Source organism: Neisseria sp. HMSC055H02 (assembly GCF_001813335.1).
In the GTDB taxonomy this organism is placed as follows: Bacteria; Pseudomonadota; Gammaproteobacteria; order Burkholderiales; family Neisseriaceae; genus Neisseria; species Neisseria sicca_C.
Map to the genome: position 1 here is coordinate 16100 of NZ_KV812089.1, position 20644 is coordinate 36743.

At 51.8% G+C, this 20644-nt stretch carries 20 protein-coding genes and 2 pseudogenes; 8 read left to right on the forward strand and 14 right to left on the reverse strand.

Translation table 11 applies throughout. The features are described 5' to 3' along the window. The first annotated feature begins 27 nt into the window (after window positions 1-27). The 3 genes from HMPREF2907_RS05525 to HMPREF2907_RS05535 all read left to right on the forward strand — a co-directional run bounded on the left by HMPREF2907_RS05525 (window position 28) and on the right by HMPREF2907_RS05535 (window position 2551). A complete protein-coding gene (locus HMPREF2907_RS05525; protein WP_070680964.1) occupies window positions 28-849 on the forward strand; it encodes an FKBP-type peptidyl-prolyl cis-trans isomerase in 822 nt (273 codons plus the stop codon). A gap of 216 nt (window positions 850-1065) precedes the next feature. Beyond that, window positions 1066-1692, forward strand: coding sequence for a phosphoribosylglycinamide formyltransferase (purN, locus tag HMPREF2907_RS05530; protein ID WP_070680967.1), 627 nt, complete (start codon window positions 1066-1068; stop codon window positions 1690-1692). A gap of 160 nt (window positions 1693-1852) precedes the next feature. Beyond that, on the forward strand, window positions 1853-2551 hold the full coding sequence (locus HMPREF2907_RS05535; protein ID WP_070680971.1) for a DUF3108 domain-containing protein: 699 nt from the start codon (window positions 1853-1855) through the stop codon (window positions 2549-2551). A gap of 9 nt (window positions 2552-2560) precedes the next feature. Here the strand turns inward: HMPREF2907_RS05535 and HMPREF2907_RS11785 are convergent. Together HMPREF2907_RS11785 and HMPREF2907_RS05545 are read right to left on the reverse strand one after the other, a co-directional pair. Further along, a pseudogene (locus HMPREF2907_RS11785) lies at window positions 2561-3363 on the reverse strand (IS30 family transposase). Between the two features lie 131 nt (window positions 3364-3494). After that, window positions 3495-5966, reverse strand: a complete 2472-nt coding sequence (locus HMPREF2907_RS05545; RefSeq protein WP_070680974.1) for a heavy metal translocating P-type ATPase — start codon at window positions 5964-5966, stop codon at window positions 3495-3497. Between the two features lie 419 nt (window positions 5967-6385). Here HMPREF2907_RS05545 and HMPREF2907_RS13535 point away from each other — a divergent pair, with 419 nt between their 5' ends. Next, window positions 6386-6511 (forward strand): hypothetical protein, encoded by a 126-nt coding sequence (locus HMPREF2907_RS13535; protein ID WP_003757417.1) that lies wholly within the window; start codon window positions 6386-6388, stop codon window positions 6509-6511. A 292-nt stretch (window positions 6512-6803) separates the two neighbouring features. Here the strand turns inward: HMPREF2907_RS13535 and hflX are convergent, their stop codons facing one another. From hflX to HMPREF2907_RS05565, 4 genes are all read right to left on the reverse strand, one after another. Next, on the reverse strand, window positions 6804-7994 hold the full coding sequence (gene hflX / locus HMPREF2907_RS05550) for a GTPase HflX (RefSeq protein ID WP_070680977.1): 1191 nt from the start codon (window positions 7992-7994) through the stop codon (window positions 6804-6806). Window positions 7995-8011: 17 nt separating this feature from the next. Then, a complete protein-coding gene (locus HMPREF2907_RS05555; protein WP_070680982.1) occupies window positions 8012-8800 on the reverse strand; it encodes a ferredoxin--NADP reductase in 789 nt (262 codons plus the stop codon). Window positions 8801-9034: 234 nt separating this feature from the next. Next, the gene (locus HMPREF2907_RS05560; protein ID WP_070491754.1) at window positions 9035-9493 is read right to left on the reverse strand and encodes an META domain-containing protein; all 459 of its coding nucleotides are present in this window, start codon (window positions 9491-9493) and stop codon (window positions 9035-9037) included. Between the two features lie 93 nt (window positions 9494-9586). Further along, window positions 9587-10744 (reverse strand): trans-sulfuration enzyme family protein, encoded by a 1158-nt coding sequence (locus tag HMPREF2907_RS05565; protein ID WP_070680985.1) that lies wholly within the window; start codon window positions 10742-10744, stop codon window positions 9587-9589. Between the two features lie 181 nt (window positions 10745-10925). Between HMPREF2907_RS05565 and folE2 the strand changes: the two genes are divergently transcribed. Then, window positions 10926-11699: a GTP cyclohydrolase FolE2 gene (folE2, locus tag HMPREF2907_RS05570; RefSeq protein WP_070680988.1), complete on the forward strand. Its 774-nt coding sequence runs from the start codon at window positions 10926-10928 to the stop codon at window positions 11697-11699. Window positions 11700-11854: 155 nt separating this feature from the next. On the opposite strand, the gene HMPREF2907_RS05575 is transcribed toward folE2, so the two are convergent. The 3 genes from HMPREF2907_RS05575 to HMPREF2907_RS05585 all read right to left on the reverse strand — a co-directional run bounded on the left by HMPREF2907_RS05575 (window position 11855) and on the right by HMPREF2907_RS05585 (window position 15137). Further along, on the reverse strand, window positions 11855-12406 hold the full coding sequence (locus tag HMPREF2907_RS05575) for a hypothetical protein (RefSeq protein WP_070680991.1): 552 nt from the start codon (window positions 12404-12406) through the stop codon (window positions 11855-11857). Window positions 12407-12556: 150 nt separating this feature from the next. Continuing rightward, window positions 12557-12925 (reverse strand): nucleolar protein, encoded by a 369-nt coding sequence (locus HMPREF2907_RS05580; protein WP_070601934.1) that lies wholly within the window; start codon window positions 12923-12925, stop codon window positions 12557-12559. Window positions 12926-13220: 295 nt separating this feature from the next. After that, a complete protein-coding gene (locus tag HMPREF2907_RS05585; protein WP_070680993.1) occupies window positions 13221-15137 on the reverse strand; it encodes an ATP-binding cassette domain-containing protein in 1917 nt (638 codons plus the stop codon). A gap of 23 nt (window positions 15138-15160) precedes the next feature. On the opposite strand from HMPREF2907_RS05585, the gene HMPREF2907_RS12900 reads away from it, so the two are divergent. After that, the gene (locus HMPREF2907_RS12900) at window positions 15161-15319 is read left to right on the forward strand and encodes a hypothetical protein (protein ID WP_168165199.1); all 159 of its coding nucleotides are present in this window, start codon (window positions 15161-15163) and stop codon (window positions 15317-15319) included. A gap of 9 nt (window positions 15320-15328) precedes the next feature. Here HMPREF2907_RS12900 and HMPREF2907_RS05590 read toward each other — a convergent pair whose 3' ends face one another. From HMPREF2907_RS05590 to HMPREF2907_RS05610, 5 genes are all read right to left on the reverse strand, one after another. Further along, window positions 15329-16096 (reverse strand): amino acid ABC transporter ATP-binding protein, encoded by a 768-nt coding sequence (locus HMPREF2907_RS05590; protein ID WP_070680997.1) that lies wholly within the window; start codon window positions 16094-16096, stop codon window positions 15329-15331. Window positions 16097-16105: 9 nt separating this feature from the next. Continuing rightward, window positions 16106-16822 carry an amino acid ABC transporter permease gene (locus HMPREF2907_RS05595; protein WP_003765700.1) on the reverse strand — a complete coding sequence of 239 codons (717 nt, stop codon included), beginning with the start codon at window positions 16820-16822 and terminating at the stop codon, window positions 16106-16108. Continuing rightward, complete coding sequence (locus tag HMPREF2907_RS05600; protein ID WP_070681000.1) at window positions 16812-17636, reverse strand: amino acid ABC transporter substrate-binding protein; 825 nt, start codon at window positions 17634-17636, stop codon at window positions 16812-16814. The genes HMPREF2907_RS05595 and HMPREF2907_RS05600 overlap by 11 nt, the downstream gene beginning before the upstream one ends. 406 nt (window positions 17637-18042) lie before the next feature. Continuing rightward, window positions 18043-18528, reverse strand: coding sequence for a DUF4189 domain-containing protein (locus HMPREF2907_RS05605; protein ID WP_039855981.1), 486 nt, complete (start codon window positions 18526-18528; stop codon window positions 18043-18045). A gap of 124 nt (window positions 18529-18652) precedes the next feature. Continuing rightward, window positions 18653-19009, reverse strand: a complete 357-nt coding sequence (locus tag HMPREF2907_RS05610) for a winged helix-turn-helix transcriptional regulator (RefSeq protein ID WP_009311490.1) — start codon at window positions 19007-19009, stop codon at window positions 18653-18655. A gap of 163 nt (window positions 19010-19172) precedes the next feature. Here HMPREF2907_RS05610 and HMPREF2907_RS05615 point away from each other — a divergent pair, with 163 nt between their 5' ends. Further along, window positions 19173-20045 (forward strand): pirin family protein, encoded by an 873-nt coding sequence (locus tag HMPREF2907_RS05615; protein ID WP_070681003.1) that lies wholly within the window; start codon window positions 19173-19175, stop codon window positions 20043-20045. A gap of 190 nt (window positions 20046-20235) precedes the next feature. Next, window positions 20236-20506 (forward strand): annotated as a pseudogene (locus tag HMPREF2907_RS05620) (NGK_0946 family protein); the annotation flags it as partial. Window positions 20507-20644 lie beyond the last annotated feature (138 nt).

Genomic DNA, 20644 nt, shown 5'->3' on the forward strand with positions numbered 1-20644 from the left:
CTGACCCTTTTAAAAGACGAAAACACCATGAACAAAACTTTCAAATTCAGCGCATTGGCAATCGCCGCCGCATTGGCACTGACCGCCTGCGACAAAAAAGACGCCAATACACCTGCGGCTGGCTCTGCTCCCGCATCCGCAGCTTCTGCCGCAACAGACGCATCTTCTATCGGTACACCGGCCCAACAAGCCAGCTACGCAATGGGTATGGACATCGGCAGATCTTTAAAACAAATGAAAGATCAAGGTGCGGAAATTGATATGAAAGTCTTCATCGAAGCCATGCAGGCTTCTTATGAAGGCAAAGAAAACAAAATGACCGAAGCCCAGGCGCAGGAAGTCATGATGAAATTCCTGACCGAACAACAAACCAAAGCCGCAGAAAAACTTCAAGCTGACGCCAAAGCCAACCTGGAAAAAGGCGAAGCGTTCCTCAAAGAAAATGCGACTAAAGAAGGCGTGAAAACCACCGCCTCCGGCCTGCAATACAAAATCACCAAAGAAGGGGACGGCAAACAGCCTAAGAAAGACGACATCGTCGTCGTTGAATACGAAGGCCGCCTGATTGACGGTACCGTCTTCGACAGCAGCAAAGCCAATGGTGGTCCTGTTACCTTCCCTGTCAGCCAAGTCATCCCCGGCTGGACCGAGGGTATCCAGCTTTTGAAAGAAGGCGGCGAAGCCACCTTCTATATCCCGTCCAAACTTGCCTACCGCGATCAGACAGTTCCCGGTGGGAAAATCGGTCCGAATTCCACTTTGGTATTCGACGTGAAGCTGGTTAAAATCGGCAAACCCGAAGACTTCCAACCTGCCCCCGGTCAAGTTGACATCAAAAAAGTCCAATAAGCCCGCGCTTTAACCCAATGCCCGAACACAATCCGTTTCGGGCATTTTTCATTACGAATCCACACCAACTGCCGTTATCTGTTCTCAGGCAGCAATGGTACGGTTTATCCGTTTCAGACGACCTTCGCAAATCCGATTCCCATCCGTATCATGCATAGCATTCCGATTTTATTTTGCTATACAATGGCTGCCTGAAAAACCCGAAAGCCCGACACCATGAAAAACATCGTTATCCTCATCTCCGGCCGCGGCAGCAATATGCAGGCCATCGTCAATGCCGCCATTCCAGACGCCCGCATCGCCGCCGTCCTCAGCAACAGCACAACCGCCGCCGGACTGGCTTGGGCAGCCGAACGCGGCATCGCCACCGAAAGCCTCAACCACAAAGACTTCCCCAGCCGCCTCGCTTTCGACCAAACCATGATGGAAAAAATCGACGTCTATCAACCCGATTTGGTCGTCCTCGCAGGCTTTATGCGCATCCTCACGCCCGAATTCTGCGCCCATTACCCAAACCGCCTGATCAACATCCACCCGTCCATCCTCCCCTCATTTACCGGCCTGCACACCCACGAACGCGCCCTGGAAGCCGGCTGCCGCGTCGCAGGTTGCACCATCCATTTTGTAACCCCCGAGCTGGACTGCGGTCCGATTATCTCGCAAGGCATCGTCCCGATCCTCGACGGCGACACGCCCGACGACATTGCCGCACGCGTCCTGACCGTCGAACACCGCCTTTTCCCGCAAGCCGTTGCCGATTTTGTCGCAGGTCGTCTGAAAATCGAAGGTAACCGCGTGTTCAACTCAGAACGCAACGCCGAAGGACAAACCCTCTTGGCTTAAAACCCTTAAAAGGCCGGATAAACTCCGGCCTTTTTTATAATGTTCTTTTGCATTTCTATAAATAATTATTCATATCCTAACAAACCAAACTTTATAATAGCTAATTTCACCGATTCGGAAACAACGTATTTTCACGACATCAGATATATAGAGATATGCCATGAAACCCTATCTTCGAGCTTTATCCCTAAACCTAACGATAGCTGCATTTGCATCACCCGTATTTATCTCTAGCGCTCATGCCGCCAACTTACCGCAATCCGTCTCCCTGCAATATGCCGGACACTACAACGGACTCACCCTGCCCGCGACCATGACCTTTACCCGCAACGGTAAAGGCTACAAAGTCGTCTCAACCATCAAAGTCCCGCTCTACCATATCCGTTTCGAATCCGGCGGCAGCATCAGCGGCAACACCATCCGCCCGAGTTACTATAAAGATGTCCGCGGCGGCAAAACCTATGCCGAAGCCAAATTCCGAGGCAATCAGGTTACCTACGGTAAAACAGGCGAGCTGCAAACCGAAACCGTCGGCGGCAACATCAGTGATTTATTCACGCTGGCATGGCAGCTTGCCGCCAACGATGCGAAACTGCCCGCCCGCCTGAGCATCACCAACGGCAAAAAAATCTATCCCGTCAGCGGTATGAGCAAAATCGGCAGCGGCAGCTATACCCTGAACGGCAAAGCCATACCCGTCGAAAAATACCGCGTACAACGCGGCGACGACACTGTAACCTATTCCTTCGCCACCTCCTTGGGCAACATCCCCGCCCAAATCAGCTATACCGACGACGGCAAAACCTACGATTTGAAACTGACTTCCGTCAGCATCAACGGCAAACCTGTCAAACCTTGAAGTCCTTAACTAAAAAGGTCCTTGAATTCGGATTTCAAGTGCAACACTAGGGTACAGGTCGTTGGAACAGGTCAAAAATAAAACACTTGGCGTTTCGCAGCCAAGTATTTTTCTTGGCCGATGGTTCAACTCATCTCGAACCCTGCGTATCTCCCGATTGCCGATGTTTCGGAAATCGGTCCGTTTGGGGAAATATTGCCGGATGAGTCCGTTGGTGTTTTCATTCAGCCCTTTCTCCCACGAATGGTAAGGGCGGCAAAAATAGGTTTCCGCCTTTAATGCTTTGGCTATTTTGGTATGTTGGCAGAACTCTTTGCCGTTAACCATGGTGGTGGTGTGGACTCCGACTTATGTTCCTTTAATGCCCTAACGGGCTGCCCGGGCAGTGTCTTCGGCTTTGAGGTTCTTCAATTTGCAGATGATGGTGCAGCGGGTAACACGTTCTACCAAGGTCAATAATGCGCTTTTTCTGATCTTTTCCGATGATGGTGTCGGTCTCCCAATCGCCGATGCGGATTTTTTGGTCGTTTCTATGCCGACACGGTTGGGCACTTTGCCTCTGGGCTTGTAGCGGATAAAGGTGTCGATGCGCCGAATCAGCTGCAAATCAGCTTATAGGGTTTTCGCCGGCGTTGTTTGGTCAGCCGGTTTTGTCGTTGGGCTTTCTCGGCGCCGTATTGCTGCCCTTGGGCGGAGTGGCGTTTTATTTCGCGGCTGATGGTTTTTTCGTGTCGGTTGAGCTGTTTGGTGATTTCGTCGATGTTGCAGTAGCGGGACAGGTATTGGATAGGGTATCGTTCGTCTTGGGTCAGCTATGTGTCGCCCATAGCAATATTTCTTACAGGAAAGTTACACTCAAATCCGAATCCGACACCCAAATAAAAACTTCGTCTGAAAACTCAAAATCCGGTTTTTCAGACGACCTATTCCTTCTCTACACCACCTATTTCCTCTTCTTCAGCAGCCTCAACGCGTTGCCCACTACGAACAGCGAGCTGAGGCTCATGCCCAATGCGGCGATCCAGGGTTTGACGTAACCCAAGACGGCGAGTGGGACGGCGATGATGTTGTATGCGCTTGCCCAGGCGAGGTTTTGACGGATGATTTCGCGTGTGCGGCGGGCTTGGGCGATGGTGGCGGGCAGGATGTTCAAGTCGTCGTTGAGCAAGACCAAATCGGCGCCGTCGCGGGCGACATCAGCGCCTGCTGCGACGGCGGCGGATACGTCGGCTTGGGCGAGGACGGGGGCGTCGTTAATGCCGTCGCCGACCATCAAAACTTTTCTGCCTTGTTTCTGCAATTCTTCAACATAGGCGAGCTTGTCTTCGGGCGCGGCTTCGGCGCGGTAGGTGTCCAAACCGAGTGCCTGCGCGACTTGTGCGACGGCATTTGTGCGGTCGCCGCTGAGTAGGTGGGTGCGGATGCCTTGTTGTTTGAGGGTGTCGAGCATGGCGGCGGCGCTGTCTTTGATTTGGTCTTCGAGCAGGAAGACGGCTTGGAAACCGCTTTGGTTGCCGAGGAATACCATGCTGCCTGCGTGTTCGATGTCGGCGGCTTCGTCAGGCAACACGCCGGCTATTCCCGCGACGAAATCGGCGCGTCCCAATGCCCAGACTTGGGTTTCGCCTTTATAGGTCATTTGCGCGCTGACGCCTTGTCCGATGCGGTTGACGCGTTGGGAAACTGTGTATTCGGGCGCAGGGGCGGGGTCGTCTGAAAGCGTGTGGTTCAAGATGGCGCGGGCGATGGGGTGTTCGGATTGATGTTCCAAGGCTTGTGCGGCGGCAAGCGCTTCTGCTGTTTTCAGACGACCTAAGTTGATGATTCGGCTGACGGAAAGCTGTCCTTTGGTCAGCGTACCGGTTTTGTCGAACACGACATCGTCGATTTGGGCGAGTGTTTCGAGGCTTTGTTTGCCGCTGATTAACACGCCTTCGTCGGCAAGCGCGCCTGTGGAGGCGGCAAGTGCGGTCGGCGTGGCAAGCGAAAGTGCGCAGGGGCAAGTGATAACGAGCAGCGCGACGGTAATCCACAAGGCGGTTTGCGCGTCAGCATACCATGTCCAGCCGATGAAGACGGGGATAGCAAGCAGCAATTCGCCGAACACGAAGCTGGAGGCGTATTTCTCAGCAAGCTCGGCGGCGCGCGGTTTTTGGGCGAGCGCGCGGTCGAGCAGTTTGACGATGTGCGACAGGCGCGTGTTGTTGCCGGTGCGGTCGGTTCGGATAACAAGCGGGCTGCCTGTATTGAGCGTGCCTGCGGTAACGTTTTCAGACGACCTTTTGACGACAGGCAGGCTCTCGCCCGTCAACATGGCTTCATCCACTTCGCTCTCGCCGGACAACACCGTGCCGTCCACAGGGATGACTTCGCCGGGTTTGACGACGATCACGTCGCCCGCCTGAAGCTGTACAACCGCCGCTTCTTCGATTTCCTCGCTGTCGGGATAAGACGGAAGGCGGTGGCAGAACGCGGGAACGAGTTTCACCAGCCGTTCCGCCGCATCCCCCGCCCGGCGCCTTGCGATTTGTTCCATAAACCGCCCGCCCAACAGGAAAAACAGCAGCATGGCGATGGATTCGAAATACATCCCCTGCCCTGCATTGACGGCAAGGCTGTAAATGCCCGCGACAAAAGTCATTACGACCGCAATCGCAATCGGCGTATCCATGCCGACGCGGCGGTTTTTCCAATCGCGCCACGCGCCGCGGTAAAACGGCAACGCGCTGTAAAACACGACGGGCAGCACCATCAAAAAGCCGCCCCAGTGCAGGATTTCCAAAAACAGCGGCTCGATATCGCCGCCGTAAAGATAAGTCGGCACGGCAAACATCATCGTCTGCATCATGCCCAAACCCGCCACCGCCAGCCTGACGATAAACTGTTTGCGCTCTTTCTGCGCCTGCGCCTCGACTTTTTGCGCATCGTAAGGCGCGGCGGTATAACCCGTTTTGCGGATTTTCAAAAGAATGTCCGACAGCGCGATTTTGCCCTCGTCCCACACCACGCGGCAGCGGTGCGTACTGTAATTCAAATCCACGCGCACCACGCCCGCCGTCCGCAAAAGCTGCTGCTCAATCAGCCACACGCACGCTGCGCAGGTAATACCGCCCAGCATCAACACCGCTTCGCGTTCATCCCCTTCCCCGACCTCGACAAAATCCGCCTGCACTTCGGGCAAATCGTACAATTTCAGTTGCGACAACACTTCCGGCGGCGGCAATTCGGATTTTTCCGCATCGGCGGTACGCTGTTTGTAATAATTGCCCAAACCTGCATCAATAATGCTCTGTGCCACCGCCTGACAACCCGCGCAGCAGGTTTCATGGTCTTCATTTTCGTAGCGGACGGTCAAATGGAGGTGTTCGGGGACTTCCAGACCGCAATGGAAACAGGTTCTTTCCGTTTGATTCATAATATGTGCCTGATGGTGTGCCGGCAGATGGTTTGCCGCTTGAAACTTGGATTTGAAATGTTTAAAAATGTAAACTTTATTAAAGTGTCGCTTTTCAGCAGATTTTTAAAAATATTTTACAAAACGTTTATTTTAAAACAATTTGCATATTTTTATTGCTTTTATTTATATTTTTCAATAATATAACCGCTCATCAACAGACGAACGGTTACGTTCTGATACCGCATATCGTGCGAATTTACCGATTATTTTAATGTAAAAATGGAACTTTTTTGAAAAAACGCACAACATTTTTGTTGACCGACTCAATTTGAAGCTGCATACTATGCGCATATTCCGTACAAACAGTGCGGTAAAAAATACAAAACATTACGCTTTTACACAAAAATTTCCATTAACTACTTACTCGGGAAAACATCATGATTGACCGCCTGCTACCTATTTTTGCCGTTATCGGCATCCTGTCCAGCGTCGCCTACCTGAGCTTGGCGGCATGGATGATTTACGAAAACGTTTTGAAAAAACGCCGCCTCCTCCCCCTCTAAGCGGGAAACCTTTTAAACGGCCGTTTGGAAATAAAGATAAACCCTCCCTGATTTATCTTTGTTTTCCAAACGGCCTTTATTTTTCAGACGACCTTTTGAAACACGCGGCGGCAAACGATGATCGAAATCGAAATTTGACCCGCCGCCCTTTCTATAGTGGATTAAAATAAAAATGAGACAAGGCGGCAACGCCCGCCGTGTACGGGTAGTACATAAGGGCGTTGGCAACGCCGTATCATTGCAATTTTAATCCACTATATACAGAAACAACGACAGTCAAAACACCTTGTTTTTATTCGGACTCAAAGTTTTCAGACGACCTCTTCCCGCCGTTTTCCAATGCCCGTTCAATCATCGCCTCGCGCAAAGCGTCCAAGCCCAGACTTTTCGCAACCGAAATATTCACGCCGACGGCGCGTCCCGAATTGTCCCGCAACACGCCCGCCCCGCGTACGCCTTCCGGCAGCAGGTCGATTTTGTTGTACACGACAAGCTGCGGCACTTCATGCGCACCGATTTCCTCCAAAACCACATTCACATCGTCTATCTGCCGCTCGAAATCGGGATTGGACGCATCGACAACGTGCAGCAGCACATCCGCCAAAGCCGTTTCCTCCAGCGTCGCCGAAAACGCCGACACCAGCTTGTGCGGCAAATCGCGGACGAAACCGACTGTATCCGTCAGAATCACGCCCGCCTCGTGCGACAGGAACAAACGCCGCGCCGTCGTATCCAGCGTGGCAAAAAGCTGGTCTTTCGCCAACACGTCCGCCTTGGTCAGACGGTTGAACAGGCTGGATTTGCCCGCGTTGGTGTAGCCGACGATGGCAAAGGTTTTCAGACGACCCTCCATCCGCGATTTGCGGCGCGTGGCACGTTGTTTTTTCACTTGCGCCAACTGTTTTTTCAACGCCGTGATTTTCTGCCCGATTAAGCGGCGGTCGGTTTCCAACTGCGTCTCGCCCGGCCCTTTCAAGCCGATACCGCCCTTCTGGCTCTGCAAATGCCCGTAGCCGCGCACCAGCCGCCCGCTCAAATGGTTCAACTGCGCCAGCTCCACCTGCAATTTACCCTCCTGCGATTGGGCGCGTTTGGCAAAAATCGCCAAAATCAGACCCACGCGGTCGAGGACGCGGCATTGCAGGATTTTTTCCAAATTGCGCTCCTGCGTCGGCGTCAATTCATGGTTGAACACCGCCAAGCCGATGTCGTGCAGCTTCACCGCCGCCGCCAGCTCCTCCGCCTTGCCCGTGCCGACGAAATAAGCCGTATGCGCCTTGTCGCGCTTGGCGGTTTCCCGCAACACCAGCTCGCCGCCCGCTGCCGCGACCAATTCCGCCGCCTCGTCCAAGGTCGTCTGAAAAGTCCGCTCGCGCACTTCGTTCGCGCCCGAATAATCCGCACTCAACATCACCCCGACCAGCATCACGCGTTCGGGTTGCTCCAAAGATTTGTCGACGGGGAAAATGTTGCGTTTGGACAAGGAAAATCCTTTCTTTTTCAAAGGGCTGAAAACCCGTTTTCCATCATGATTTCGCCTGGGATGCGGTTGCGGTGCATGGCGAAGCCCAAGTCCATCAATGCTTGGAACGTGTCTTTGACCATGGCGGGATTACCGCAGACCATAAAGCGCGTGTCCGCTTTGGTGAACTTGAATCCCGCGTATGTTTCGAGGCTGCCGTCTTTCAGCAGCTCGGGAATGCGCTTGCCGCTCAACGCGCCTTCGGTTTCCTCGCGCGTGGTAATGGGGACGAAGCGGAATTTGTGGAAATACTCGCCAATCAGCGGATGGTCTTTCAACGCTTCAACACGTCGTCTGAAAATCAGTTCATCGGCGAAAGAAACTGAGTGCGCCAAAATCAAGCGGTCGAAACGCTGCCAGATTTCGGGTTGCTCGATGATGGAGAGGAAAGGTGCGATGCCCGAACCGGTGCAGAGCATGACCAAGTCCTTGCCGTCGGGGAAGCGTTCGGGCAGGAGGAAGCCCGTAGCGGTTTTGTCGAGCAGTATGGTGTCGCCCTCTTTCATGGCGGCGAACCGCGCGGACATGGGGCCGCCTTCGATCAAAACGGCAAAATATTCAAGCGTGTCGGCGTATTCGGCGGACACGACGGAATACGCGCGCCAGATAAAGCCTTCGCCGTCGCGAAAACCGAGTCGCGAAAACTGCCCCGCCGAGAAGCGGTAGGATTCGGGGCGGCTGATGGCAAAAGTCATCAGTTTGGGCGTATGGTGTTTGATCCACAAGACTTTTTCTTCGGTAAACTTGGCTTCGGGCGAGGCTGCCATAATGGGATTCCTTGTGTGTGCGGGATGGGAAACGAGAGGTATTATACCCGTTCGCTTGACGAAAGGTCGTCTGAAAACCTGATTGCCCGGTTTTCAGACGACCTTAAAGCGGAACTATAGTGGATTAACTTTAAATCAGGACAAGGCGACGAAGCCGCAGACAGTACAGATAGTACGGTAAGGCGAGGCAACGCCGTACTGGTTTAAAGTTTAATCCACTATAAAACTCAAAATTTACGGCTGACGGCGCAGGCGCATGGTTTTGCCGTTTTGCTCCAAAATCAAATCATTGCCGTCAAAACGATAGTTCCACACGCTTTTCATGTTCAAGAAAGCCTCTTCCAGCTTCATGTCTTCACACAGCATCATCGTCGTGGCAATCGGACCAAAATCAATTTTACCCGCTCCGGCTTCCTGCGCTTGAAGCGTCAAATGATTGCAACCCATCTTGCCATGCGCCTTGGGCATTTTGCTCAAATCCAAAAAAGCCGTTCTGCCCGCCAAATCTTTTTCGGTGAATTTGTCGAAAGAAACCACAAACCATTTCGCTGCCAAAGCCGGCGTTGACGCTTGACGCGGTTCGGATGGTTTTTCAGACGACGTGACAGGCTGGGACGGCTGCGGTTTTTCAGCAGGCGAAGTACAGGCGGTCAGCATCATTGCGGTCATCAGGGAGGGGAGAAGGGTTTTCATGATTTTGCCTTTCTAACGTGGGGTTAGCTAAAAGGTCGTCTGAAACCGCTCTAGCAAAACCTGCCATGCACTTTTCAGACGACCTATTTGTCTTTACAGCGTCGTATCCAAGGCCTTGGAAATATCGTTCCAAATATCATCCGCGTCTTCAATACCGATGGAGAAGCGCAGCAGGCCGACTTTGATGCCCATTTCCATTTTCACATCATGCGGCACGCCACTGTGGGACTGGGAATAGCAATGGTTGATCAGACTTTCGACGCCGCCGAGGCTGGACGCCATTTTGACCAATTTCATGTTTTTAATCACGCTGTTTGCCGCTTCGCGCGTGTCGTTTTTGAGGTAAACCGTTACCACGCCGCCGATGCCTTTGGGCATTTGGGTTTTCGCCAGTTCGTAATGTTCGTGCGACGGCAGGCCGGGATAGAACACTTTTTCTACGGCGGGATGGGCTTCGAGGCGGCGGGCGATGTCGAGCGCGTTTTTGCAGTGCGCCTCCATACGCAAGGCGAGCGTTTTGATGCCGCGCAACACCAGCCAGCAGTCCATCGGGCCGGCAATCGCGCCGGTATGCACCATCATGTCGTGCAGCGGTTTCGCCAGTTCTTTGGTTTTGACAGCGACGATGCCCATCAATACGTCGGAGTGTCCGCAAAGGTATTTGGTGGCGGAGTGGAACACGATGTCGCAGCCCATCTCCAGCGGCTGTTGCAGATACGGCGTGGCGAAGGTGTTGTCGATGCCGACCAATGCACCGGCGGCGTGGGCTTTGGTGGCAAGTGCTTTGATGTCCACCAATCTCAATAGCGGATTGGACGGGGTCTCCAGCCAAACCAGTTTCACATTGTGCGCGGCAAGCAATTCGTCCAAGCGGTCGGGGTTGCCTAAATCGGCAAAGACGACGTTCACGCCCCATTCTTTATATACGTCAACCAACAAGTCATACGCGCCGCCGTAAATGTCGGCGACGGCAACGATGGTATCGCCCGGGCGCAGGAAGGTACGCCACACGGCATCAATGCCCGCCATACCGCTGGAAAAGGCAAAACCCGCCGCCCCGCGTTCCAAGTCGGCAACCGTGTCTTCCAAAACCTGACGGGTCGGATTGCTCAGGCGCGAATAGCGGTAGGGAACCTGCTCGCCGATTTCGTGCAGCGCGAACATACTGTTCTGATAAATCGGCGGCATCAGCGCGCGGTTGTGTTCGTCGCAATCGTAGCTGGAATGAATGGCTTTGGTGGCGAATTTCATCTCGGTTCAACCTTATAAAGATATGAATAATTCAGGATTTTATCACTATCCGAAAAATAGAAACAATCAATGCGGACACGGTTTGCAAGTGATATAATCTCGCATTTGCAAAACGGACGGCATGAATCCGTTTCCAAACGACACACATCCCAGCAATCCGACAATTAAGGACAAACAACGCATGAACGCCATTGCAGACGTGCAATCCAGCCGCGATTTACGCAATCTGCCGATTAACCAGGTTGGTATTAAAGACCTGCGCTTTCCGATTACTTTGAATACCGCCGAAGGCAGCCAATCCACCGTCGCCCGCCTGACCATGACGGTTTTCCTGCCCGCCGACCAAAAAGGCACGCATATGTCGCGCTTCGTGGCGTTGATGGAGCAACAAACCGAGGCTTTGGATTTCGACAGGCTGCACAAACTGACCGCCGAAATGGTTGCCCTTTTAAACTCTCATTCCGGCAAAATCAGCGTTTCCTTCCCTTTCTTCCGCAAAAAATCCGCCCCTGTTTCCGGCATCCAATCTCTGCTCGACTACGACGTTACCCTGACGGGCGAAATTGAAAACGGCGCATACAGCCACAATTTGAAAGTCATGGTACCCGTAACCTCGTTGTGCCCGTGCTCCAAAGAAATTTCCCAATACGGCGCGCACAACCAACGCTCGCACGTTACCGTCAGCCTGACCGCCAACGCCGAAGTCGGTATCGAGGAAATCATTGACTGCGTGGAAGCGCAGGCAAGCTGTCAGCTTTACGGCCTGCTCAAACGCCCCGATGAAAAATACGTTACCGAAAAAGCCTATGAAAACCCGAAATTCGTAGAAGACATGGTGCGCGACGTAGCCACCGCGCTGATTGCCGACGGACGCATCGAAAGCTTCATCGTCGAGAGCGAAAACTTCGAGTCGATACACAACCACTCGGCTTACGCTTATATTGCTTATCCTTAAACAAGCAAAAAAATCGGAAAGGTCGTCTGAAAACCGGAAAATCAGTTTTCAGACGACCTTTTGTGTCGTGGATTGACTTCATAGAACTTCATTTAGGACAAGTGTAACGTCCTTCTTATATTCAGTTTAAATCTTCTACCCGGTTGACTGAATTATCACAGTCGCCCCAACTCCCTTTGCAGGGCTTGGATGTTTTGCTGGCGGTCGAGCACCGTACTTTGCAGGCTGCTGATTTCCTGTTGGTTGATATGACCGCCTTTGGCTACGCGGGCTTGCGCCAGAGATTTTTGCGCTTCGCCCAATGCTTTACGCTCGTTGCTCAACTCTGTTTCCAAAATCGAACGGCGGCTAGTGCTGCCGGGCGACTTGGGCGCAGGCGTTGCTGCGACTTCAGGAGCCGGACGGATGGGCGCAGGTGCAGGATTTGCCTTAGCGGTATTTTTAGGTGCAGGTTTTGCGTTGCCGGCTCGTTTTGACGGAGCTTCGGCAGCAGGCTCGGGCATTTCTAAAGCGGGAGCATCGTAGCGCGTGCTGCTGTATTTGCCTATGGTCGGTAAATCTGCCGAATGGCAGTTTCCGGATGGGCGCGAAGTATAGACAACTTCGCCGTTGACTGTGCAGGTATAGATTTTAGAGGAAGCTTGTGTGCCTGATGCGGCGGCAAACATCAGCAATGAAGCTGCCAATGCGTGGAATGATTGTTTCATGGTAAGGTCGTAATGTGGAATAAGTAATTGTTCGATAGATATTGAATTCAGTTGTAATAGTATAACAATGCCAGCATATTCTCTCAAATAGGACGGCTGACTTTTTTAATTTCAAACCAAACCGTCTCATTCGTTATAGCGAAAATTGCCTCACTCGTTTTCAGACGACGTTTTTGCGGCTTTATCCGATTTTTTGGCGCGTGATTTGGCGTTTTTGCTCTTTGTCTCCTGCTCTTGCGCCTTTTCCCGCGATTTTTCTTTTGAACGCGCCTTCTTGGGCTTGGCCGCCTTTTCTTCGGTATCGCTGCTTAATTTGTTGATTTTCAGACGGTATGCACCGCCTTGGTGGCTGCTGATTTTGGGCAGATCCGCGCCTGTGCAGTTTCCAGATGGTTCCGATGTGTAGGTTTTGCTGTTACCGGAATGGCAGCTGAAGACGGCTGCTGCGGTGTGGAGGGATAAGCCCAAAATGAGGGAGGATGCGACGATAAGTGCCCCTTGCTTGATTCGTGAACGCATGTATTTTCCGTAGTTTGAGTTTTCAGACGACCTATTTTTGTTTTTATAGTGGATTAACTTTAAACCAGTGCGGCGTTGCCTCGCCTTAGCTCAAAGAGAACGATTCTCTAAGGTGCTGAAGCACCAAGTGAATCGGTTCCGTACTATCTGTACTGTCTGCGGCTTCGTCGCCTTGTCCTGATTTAAAGTTAATCCACTATATACAGTCCGACGGTCTGAAATGACCATGCCGAACTGTATTTTTTGGCGGCTTCTGAAGGCAAGTACGGAAACCCTCGCTGCGAAGTATTTATAGTTATGTAAATTCTGCGTCGATTTCCGTCAGGATTTGCTCCAGCTCTTCCTGCCACAAAAGCCAGTTTTCTTCTATTTGTGTTAATTTTACTTTAATTTCTGTTAATTGTGCGAGGGTTTGTTGTAATTTTGTTTTATTTTCGTCCGAATAGGCTTCTTCTTGTGCCAAAAATGTTTCACATGCCGTTTGAATTTCGGAAAGCTGTGCCATTTCTTTTTCGGCTTTGTCGATTTTCTGCTGTATCGGCTTGCCGCGTCGGGCTTTTTCTTGACGGATTTGTGCTTCGATACGCTTGGTGTCTTTGCGGTTTTGGCTTTGCGCGGAAGCGGCAGGTGCGGCGGTGGCGTTTTCCTGCGCCAACCTCCATTGACGATAATCGTTTAAATCGCCGTCAAAGTTTTTCAGACGACCTTTGTCAATCAGGAGGAAGCTGTCGGTAGTAGCTTCGAGCAGGCTGCGGTCGTGCGACACGACGATTAATGCGCCTTGAAAACTTTGCAACGCGAGCGTCAGAGCATGGCGCATATCCAAGTCCAAATGGTTGGTCGGCTCGTCAAGCAGCAGCAGATTTGGCTTTTGCCAGATGATCATGGCAAGGGCGAGACGGGCTTTTTCTCCGCCGGAAAACGGCTCGGTTTTCTGCAACGCCATGTCGCCGACAAAGTTGAAGCCGCCGAGGAAATTTCGGATTTCTTGTTCGCGTACTTCGGGAGAAAGCTGCTGAATATGCCAAACAGGGCTTTGGTCGGCGCGGATGGTGTCGAGCTGGTGCTGGGCAAAATAGCCGATATTGAGTTTTTCGGAACGGACGATGCTGCCGGAGAGCAAATCGATTTTGCCTGCCAAGGCTTTGATAAATGTAGATTTACCGCTGCCGTTGACACCCAATAGCCCGTAACGCGCACCGCTTTCCAGCGACAGAGTAATGTCGTGCAGGACGGTTTTGCCTTCGTAACCCAAATCAGCGTGTTCCAGCTTCAGCAAGGGATTGGGCAGATGGTCGGGATTGTAAAACTCGAAGGAAAACTCGCTGTCCAGATGCGCGGGAGCGATGCGCTCGAGCTTCGCCAATGCCTTCATGCGGCTTTGCGCTTGAACGGCTTTGGTGGCTTTGGCTTTGAAGCGGTCGATAAACGATTGCAGATGTTTGATTTGCGCCTGCTGTTTGACATAAGCAGCTTGTTGCTGCGCGAGACGCTGCGCACGTTCGGTTTGGTAAAAATCGTAATTGCCGCCGTATTGCGTGAGTTTTTGCTGCGACAATTCAATAGTTTGAGTGGTGGCCGCATTGAGAAAATCGCGGTCGTGGGAAATGATGATTTGCGTGCAGGGTAAAGAGGCAAGATGGTTTTCCAGCCACAAAACGGTTTCCAAATCCAAGTGGTTGGTCGGTTCGTCAAGTAAGAGCAGATCGGCGCGGCAAATCAAGGCTTGCGCAAGGTTCAGGCGCATACGCCAGCCGCCGGAAAAGGATTTGACGGGACGGCTGTGTTCTTCTTGCGAAAAACCCAGTCCGTTCAGCAATTTCGCCGCACGGGCCGGCGCGGTATAGGCGTCGATTTCTTCCAATTTGGCATGGTATTCCGCCTGCTTCATGCCGTCATTTTGTGCTTCCGCCTGCGCCAAGGTCGTCTGAAAAGCCTGCAACTCGGCATCGCCCTGCAAAACGTAGTCCAACGCGGAGATGTCCAAGTCGGGCGTTTCTTGGGAAACGGAAGCCATCCGCCAATTTTTCGGAATCGAGATATCGCCACCGTCCTGAGTGATTTCACCCTTGATTAAGGCAAACAGGCTGGATTTGCCCGTCCCGTTTTTACCGATCAAACCGACGCGTTGACCGGGATTGACGGTGGCGTTGGCTTTGTCGAACAGGACTTTCAAACCGCGTTGCAGGGTGAGGTTCTTGATTTCAATCATGATGGTAAGGGACGGGCGGAAAAATGGGAAAGGCGGTATTTTATAGCGAAAACAGCGTGATGTCGCCGTTCGTTGGTGCCGTAGCGTTTCAACGTGAATCCATGATGGAAAAAGGTCGTCTGAAAACGGCAGAAGCTTTAGCGAAACCCGCTGTACTCGTTTTCAGACGACCTTTGATGTAACGAAACGGCTTAATTTTGATAATCCGCCGAATCCTTACGGATTTGCCGCAGGAATTTCTGCGTCCGTTCGTGTTTAGGGTGTTCGAACAATTCTTTCGGACTGCCCTGCTCTACAATGACGCCGCCGTCCATGACGACAACGGTAGTGGCAACTTCCAGCGCAAACTTGATTTCGTGGGTCACGACGACCATCGTCCAACCTTCCTGCGCCAATTCTTTCATGGCGTTCAATACGTCTTGCACCAATTCGGGATCCAGCGCGGAAGTGGGTTCGTCAAACAACATCAGTTCGGGCTGAATCGCCAGTGCGCGGGCGATGCCGACACGCTGTTGCTGACCGCCGGAAAGTTGGTAAGGATAAAGGTTAACCTTGTCGCCCAAGCCGACTTTTTCCAGCAATTTCAAAGCTTCTTCGCGCGCTTGGGCGGCAGGCTTACCCTGTACGGCAACCGGACCTTCCATCACGTTTTCTAACGCAGTTTTGTGCGGGAAAAGGTTGTATTGTTGGAACACCATGCCGGATTTGCGGCGCAGAGCCAAGATGTCGTGCTTTGTCGGTTTTTTGGAAAAATCGATTTTCAGCGGTCGCTCGTTGTCGAACTCGATTTGTCCGTCTTCAGGCATTTCCAGCGCGTTTAAGCAGCGCAGAAACGTCGTTTTACCCGAGCCGGAAGGTCCGAGGATGACGACCACCTGCCCTTTGCCGACATCCAAATCGATGCCGCGCAAAATGGTGTTTTCGCCGAAGGTTTTGCGGATATTACGGATTTTAATCATGGCTTTCCCTTATTTGGCGACATAGCGGTCGAAGCGTTTTTCCAAGCGCGCCTGAATCAGGAACAGAACCTTGCAGAAACACCAGTAAACCAAAGCGGCTTCAATATAGACGGGCAGGAAGTCGTAGGTACGGTTTGCCGTTTCCTGAGCGACGCGGAACAATTCCGTTACCGTCACCACCGCTGCGAGCGAGGTGTTTTTAAACAAACCGATAAACTCGTTGCTCAAAGGCGGCACGGCAACGCGGAATGCCTGCGGCGCGACGATGCGGCGGAAAGTCTGCATATAGGTCATGCCGATGGAGAAACCCGCCTCCCACTGCCCTTTCGGTACGGACAAAATCGCCGCGCGTATAGTCTCGGAAGCGTATGCGCCGACATTAAGCGAAAAGCCGATGATGGCGGCGGGAATCGGATCGATGAAAATACCGACGGACGGCAGCCCGTAAAACACAATCACAAGCTGCACCAGCAGCGGCGTCCCCCTGATGATGGAAATATAAGTTTCCACCAGTTTCAGCAGGATTTTCCGCACGATGCCGCCCGAAGGCATAATCCGCACCAAAGCCACGGCGATGGCAATCACCATCCCGATCAGGAACGACGCCACCGCCAGCGGCAGCGAGACCATAAAACCGGCTTTGACCATAGGCAAAAACGCGCTGACAATCATATCGGCGCGTGTTTCCGTCATAAACGGCAGCGAAGCAAGAAAATTATTTAACACTGATGTCTTTTCCGAAGAATTGTTCACCCAGTTTTTTCAGCGTGCCGTCGGCTTTCAGCTCGTTAATTGCCGTGCTAAATTTCGCCACGGCTTCGTCATTGCCTTTATTGACAATCAAGCCGGAACCGACTTTTTCATCGGCTGGCGCAGACCAAACGATTTTCACGCCGGCATTCGGGTTTTTCTTCAGATAGTCTAAAACTGCCAATTCATCATTCAACGTTGCATCGGCGCGTTTTTGTTCAATCAGGGTCAGCGATTGCGCCAAACCGTCCACCGGTACGAGTTCCGCACCCGCAGCTTTGGCTTTTTCGCCGTAGTTGCTGGTCAGGGATTGCGCGGTTTTGACACCTTTGATGTCGTCAATGGATTTGATGTTGCTATCGTTACGCGCAACCAAAACCGCACCACTCCAGCTGTAAGGTTCGGATTTGTCGAATGTCGCTTGGCGTTCGGGGCTGGTCAGACCGACTTGGTTTGCCACCACGTCGAAACGTCCTGCCTTCAAACCTGCCATCATCGAATCCCATTGCGTTTCTTTAAATTCGACTTTTACGCCCAGTTTGTCGGCAACGGCGCGGGTAACTTCCACATCGTAGCCGGTCAGCTTGCCGTCTTTGTCATGGTAGGTAAACGGCGCGTAAGTGCCTTCGGTGCCGACGGTAATCGTCCCTTTATTGTTGATACGCTCGATTAAAGAACCTGAAGCGCTGGCAGTTTGGGCGGGAGCAGAAGAAGACGCGCTGCCGCCCTCTCCGCCGCAGGCCGCCAAAACCAATGCGGTCATGGCGCCGAGTACGAATTTTTTCAACATAATCCTCTCCTGAAGAAAAAGTGTGCAAGGGCAGCATTCTAAGTGAAATTACGGCAAACACAAAGAATACTTTCTTATAACGCTTATTCCGAAACGGATAAAGGAAGCCGTAAAACCATCATTTTTCAAGCAAAGATCCTCTGAAAAGGAGGATGAGCTGCTCTTTTCTGCTTTCAGACGACTCTCTTTATCATCCGCATCATGATTCGGCTTGATATTCGCAATGATGGTGCTGCGCGCAGATTCAAAGGGAATGGCGTTCTGTTTTGCCTGCGCCTTGCTACCTTAAATGAAAACGCAGAGATGACCGGGACATAGCAAAGGTCGTCTGAAAAATCGAAATCCGATTTTTCAGACGACCTTTTTTTGTCTTAAATCGCTGCACCATAAAAATCAACTCAATGACTTACAACGATTTCAAGCGGTTCCAAAACGCCCTGACCTGACCGCTATATAAATCAGCGGACGTACAATACGCAATTTCCAAACCACATTGACCTTGCGTCCCATATTTTTTAATACATTGGTTCAACGCAGTCTGATGGACGCTTTTAAAACGCGGAGAAGTAATGGCAACTACATTTTCCGCCGTCAGACCGCCTTGCGCTTTCGGATAAGCGAGCGCAATACAGGTATTGTGAAGCGGAATAACCGACTTACACCCCGTCGCCTGCCCCTGCTGCACGCCCGAAAGGGTATCTTGTGCGCGGCAGAAAGCCTCCAATTCGGCATTTGCTTCCAGTTGCGAAGCATTTTCTTTGGTTGTTTTAAGCTGTACGGCACTGCCGCCATCCGCAGGATTCTGCCACATGACCAAGTAGCCATAAGTATCCGCCGCCCCCGCAGTACCTGCACATACGGCAAGAAGCAATGCAATAACTGTTTTTTTCATATTCATCCCTGATTACTTTATTTACATCGGCTGTTGTCATTATAAAACAAAAGAACAGCATGATATATGCCCCTTTCAGACGACCTTGTCCTGCTCGGACGGACTAAAGGTCGTCTGAAACGACTTATTCCTGCGGCTGCTTTCTGTGTTTCACACATTCTGCGGCATATTGCTCACCCCAGCGGTGCATCGCCTCGATGACGGGCATCAATGTCCGTCCGAACGCGGTCAACGAATACTCCACCTTCGGCGGCACCTGCGGATACACTTCGCGATGGACAATACCGTCGTGCTCCAACTCGCGCAGCTGCAACGTCAACATCCGCTGGGTAACGCCCGCCAGCAGACGCTGCAATTCGTTGAATCGTCGAGTTTCCCCGTGTAAATAATATAAAATCAACACCTTCCACTTGCCGCCGATAATATCCAAAGTATTAACGACCGGACAGCAGGCGCCGTGTGTCGGTTCTGTTTCCGCCATTATTGACCTCCGAATAACAGTATAAAAATTGTGCGTACTTGCGAATAAGTTTGTACCCCATATAATACATGCAACAAAGTATGGCAACCATGACATTATTAATTTCATTACACAAAGGTCGTCTGAAAAGGTTTCAGACGACCCCGCAAGAAGGAACCTCATCATGCGCAACGTCAAACAAATCTACCGTGCAAACAGCCAACACTGGGTCGGCGACGGCTTCCTCGTCCAACCCTTGTTCTCCCACATGGGGGACGACCGCGGCACCAACCCTTTCCTGATGCTCGACTACGCCGCACCCTATGAATTTTCCCCCAACGAAGCCCGCAGCCCGCGCGGTGTCGGCCAACACCCGCACAAAGGCTTTGAAACCGTTACCATCGCCTACCACGGCGAAGTGGCACACCGCGACTCCAGCGGCGGAGGCGGCATCATTTACGAAGGCGACGTGCAATGGATGACCGCAGGCTCGGGCATCATCCATGAAGAATTCCACTCCGAAAACTTCAGCAAAAAAGGCGGACTGTTTGAAATGGTCCAACTTTGGGTCAACCTGCCCGCCAAAGACAAAAACACGCCGCCGCGCTATCAGCATCTCGCCAAAGCCGGTATCCCCGTGGTTGAGTTCCCTGACGAAGCAGGCTGCCTGCGGCTGATTGCCGGAGAATACAAAGGCGTAAAAGGCGCAGCCGACACCTTCACCGAAATGAACGTCTGGGACATCGTTTTGAATGACGGTAAAAAAGCCGTATTGGAAATACCTGAAACCCACAACCTGTCCATGGTCGTCCTGCGGGGCAACGTTACCCTAAACGGCAAAGAGCAGGCAGGCGCAGGACAACTGGTCGGCTTTGAGAAAAGCGGCGGCAACGTACACATAGAAGCCGGCAGCGAAGAAGTCAAAATCCTTTTGCTCTCCGGCGTCCCAATTGACGAACCTGTCGTCGGCTATGGCCCGTTTGTGATGAACACCGCCGAAGAAATCCGCCAAACCATCAGCGATTTCAAAAGCGGCAAATTCGGCAGCATAAATTAAACAGTCCAAAGAAATCTTAGCTATGGGCAGCCTACCTGTCTTCCGGCTTAATTATATTTTTATTTCAGATTGTCTCAATTGCTGGGACAATTTCTTTTTGTCTATGAAATATGGCTCGACTAAACGATACAAACCTTTGTATGCAAGCCTGTTGACACTTAATTACTTACGCAGTTAATTTTAAAGAAGCTCCGTAGGCGATTTTATTGTCAGCAAGGACTCTGCTGCCCTCAAAACAAGAAATAACCGCGTCTCTGCCCAACTTTCCCGCGCAGAACCGGAACAACCTGGAACAACACCGTCGCCAACGTACAAACGTTTCCGAAGAGCTGGCATTGGAACGTGAAAAACGCGCCAACAAACGAGACCAAATCAACGGTGCAATGGGTACCGCTGCCGGTGCTGTCGGTCTGATTGGCGGTATCGCAGGTACTGCCGCTTTGATCAAAGCTTGGTTCTAATTTAGCAGGTATTCGTAAAAAACGACCGGTACAGCGTATCGGTCGTTTTTCTTATTCTCAGCCTCATAGGCTAATTGAGTTTAAACTTTCTAAATACCGCAGTTTAAACTTGTCCATCCTTTATTAAGTCATAGATAA

Bases quoted from the DNA above. Each gene is read 5' to 3' on its own strand.
- HMPREF2907_RS05585 (WP_070680993.1), bottom strand. From the start codon at position 15,137: ATGATTGAAATCAAGAACCTCACCCTGCAACGCGGTTTGAAAGTCCTG.
- HMPREF2907_RS05615 (WP_070681003.1), top strand. From the start codon at position 19,173: ATGCGCAACGTCAAACAAATCTACCGTGCAAACAGCCAACACTGGGTC.
- HMPREF2907_RS05600 (WP_070681000.1), bottom strand. From the start codon at position 17,636: ATGTTGAAAAAATTCGTACTCGGCGCCATGACCGCATTGGTTTTGGCG.
- HMPREF2907_RS05525 (WP_070680964.1), top strand. From the start codon at position 28: ATGAACAAAACTTTCAAATTCAGCGCATTGGCAATCGCCGCCGCATTG.
- HMPREF2907_RS05590 (WP_070680997.1), bottom strand. From the start codon at position 16,096: ATGATTAAAATCCGTAATATCCGCAAAACCTTCGGCGAAAACACCATT.
- HMPREF2907_RS12900 (WP_168165199.1), top strand. From the start codon at position 15,161: ATGGGAAAGGCGGTATTTTATAGCGAAAACAGCGTGATGTCGCCGTTC.
- HMPREF2907_RS05575 (WP_070680991.1), bottom strand. From the start codon at position 12,406: ATGAAACAATCATTCCACGCATTGGCAGCTTCATTGCTGATGTTTGCC.
- HMPREF2907_RS13535 (WP_003757417.1), top strand. From the start codon at position 6,386: ATGATTGACCGCCTGCTACCTATTTTTGCCGTTATCGGCATCCTGTCC.
- HMPREF2907_RS05555 (WP_070680982.1), bottom strand. From the start codon at position 8,800: ATGGCAGCCTCGCCCGAAGCCAAGTTTACCGAAGAAAAAGTCTTGTGG.
- folE2 (WP_070680988.1), top strand. From the start codon at position 10,926: ATGAACGCCATTGCAGACGTGCAATCCAGCCGCGATTTACGCAATCTG.
- HMPREF2907_RS05610 (WP_009311490.1), bottom strand. From the start codon at position 19,009: ATGGCGGAAACAGAACCGACACACGGCGCCTGCTGTCCGGTCGTTAAT.
- HMPREF2907_RS05535 (WP_070680971.1), top strand. From the start codon at position 1,853: ATGAAACCCTATCTTCGAGCTTTATCCCTAAACCTAACGATAGCTGCA.
- HMPREF2907_RS05545 (WP_070680974.1), bottom strand. From the start codon at position 5,966: ATGAATCAAACGGAAAGAACCTGTTTCCATTGCGGTCTGGAAGTCCCC.
- HMPREF2907_RS05580 (WP_070601934.1), bottom strand. From the start codon at position 12,925: ATGCGTTCACGAATCAAGCAAGGGGCACTTATCGTCGCATCCTCCCTC.
- HMPREF2907_RS05560 (WP_070491754.1), bottom strand. From the start codon at position 9,493: ATGAAAACCCTTCTCCCCTCCCTGATGACCGCAATGATGCTGACCGCC.
- HMPREF2907_RS05605 (WP_039855981.1), bottom strand. From the start codon at position 18,528: ATGAAAAAAACAGTTATTGCATTGCTTCTTGCCGTATGTGCAGGTACT.
- HMPREF2907_RS05565 (WP_070680985.1), bottom strand. From the start codon at position 10,744: ATGAAATTCGCCACCAAAGCCATTCATTCCAGCTACGATTGCGACGAA.
- purN (WP_070680967.1), top strand. From the start codon at position 1,066: ATGAAAAACATCGTTATCCTCATCTCCGGCCGCGGCAGCAATATGCAG.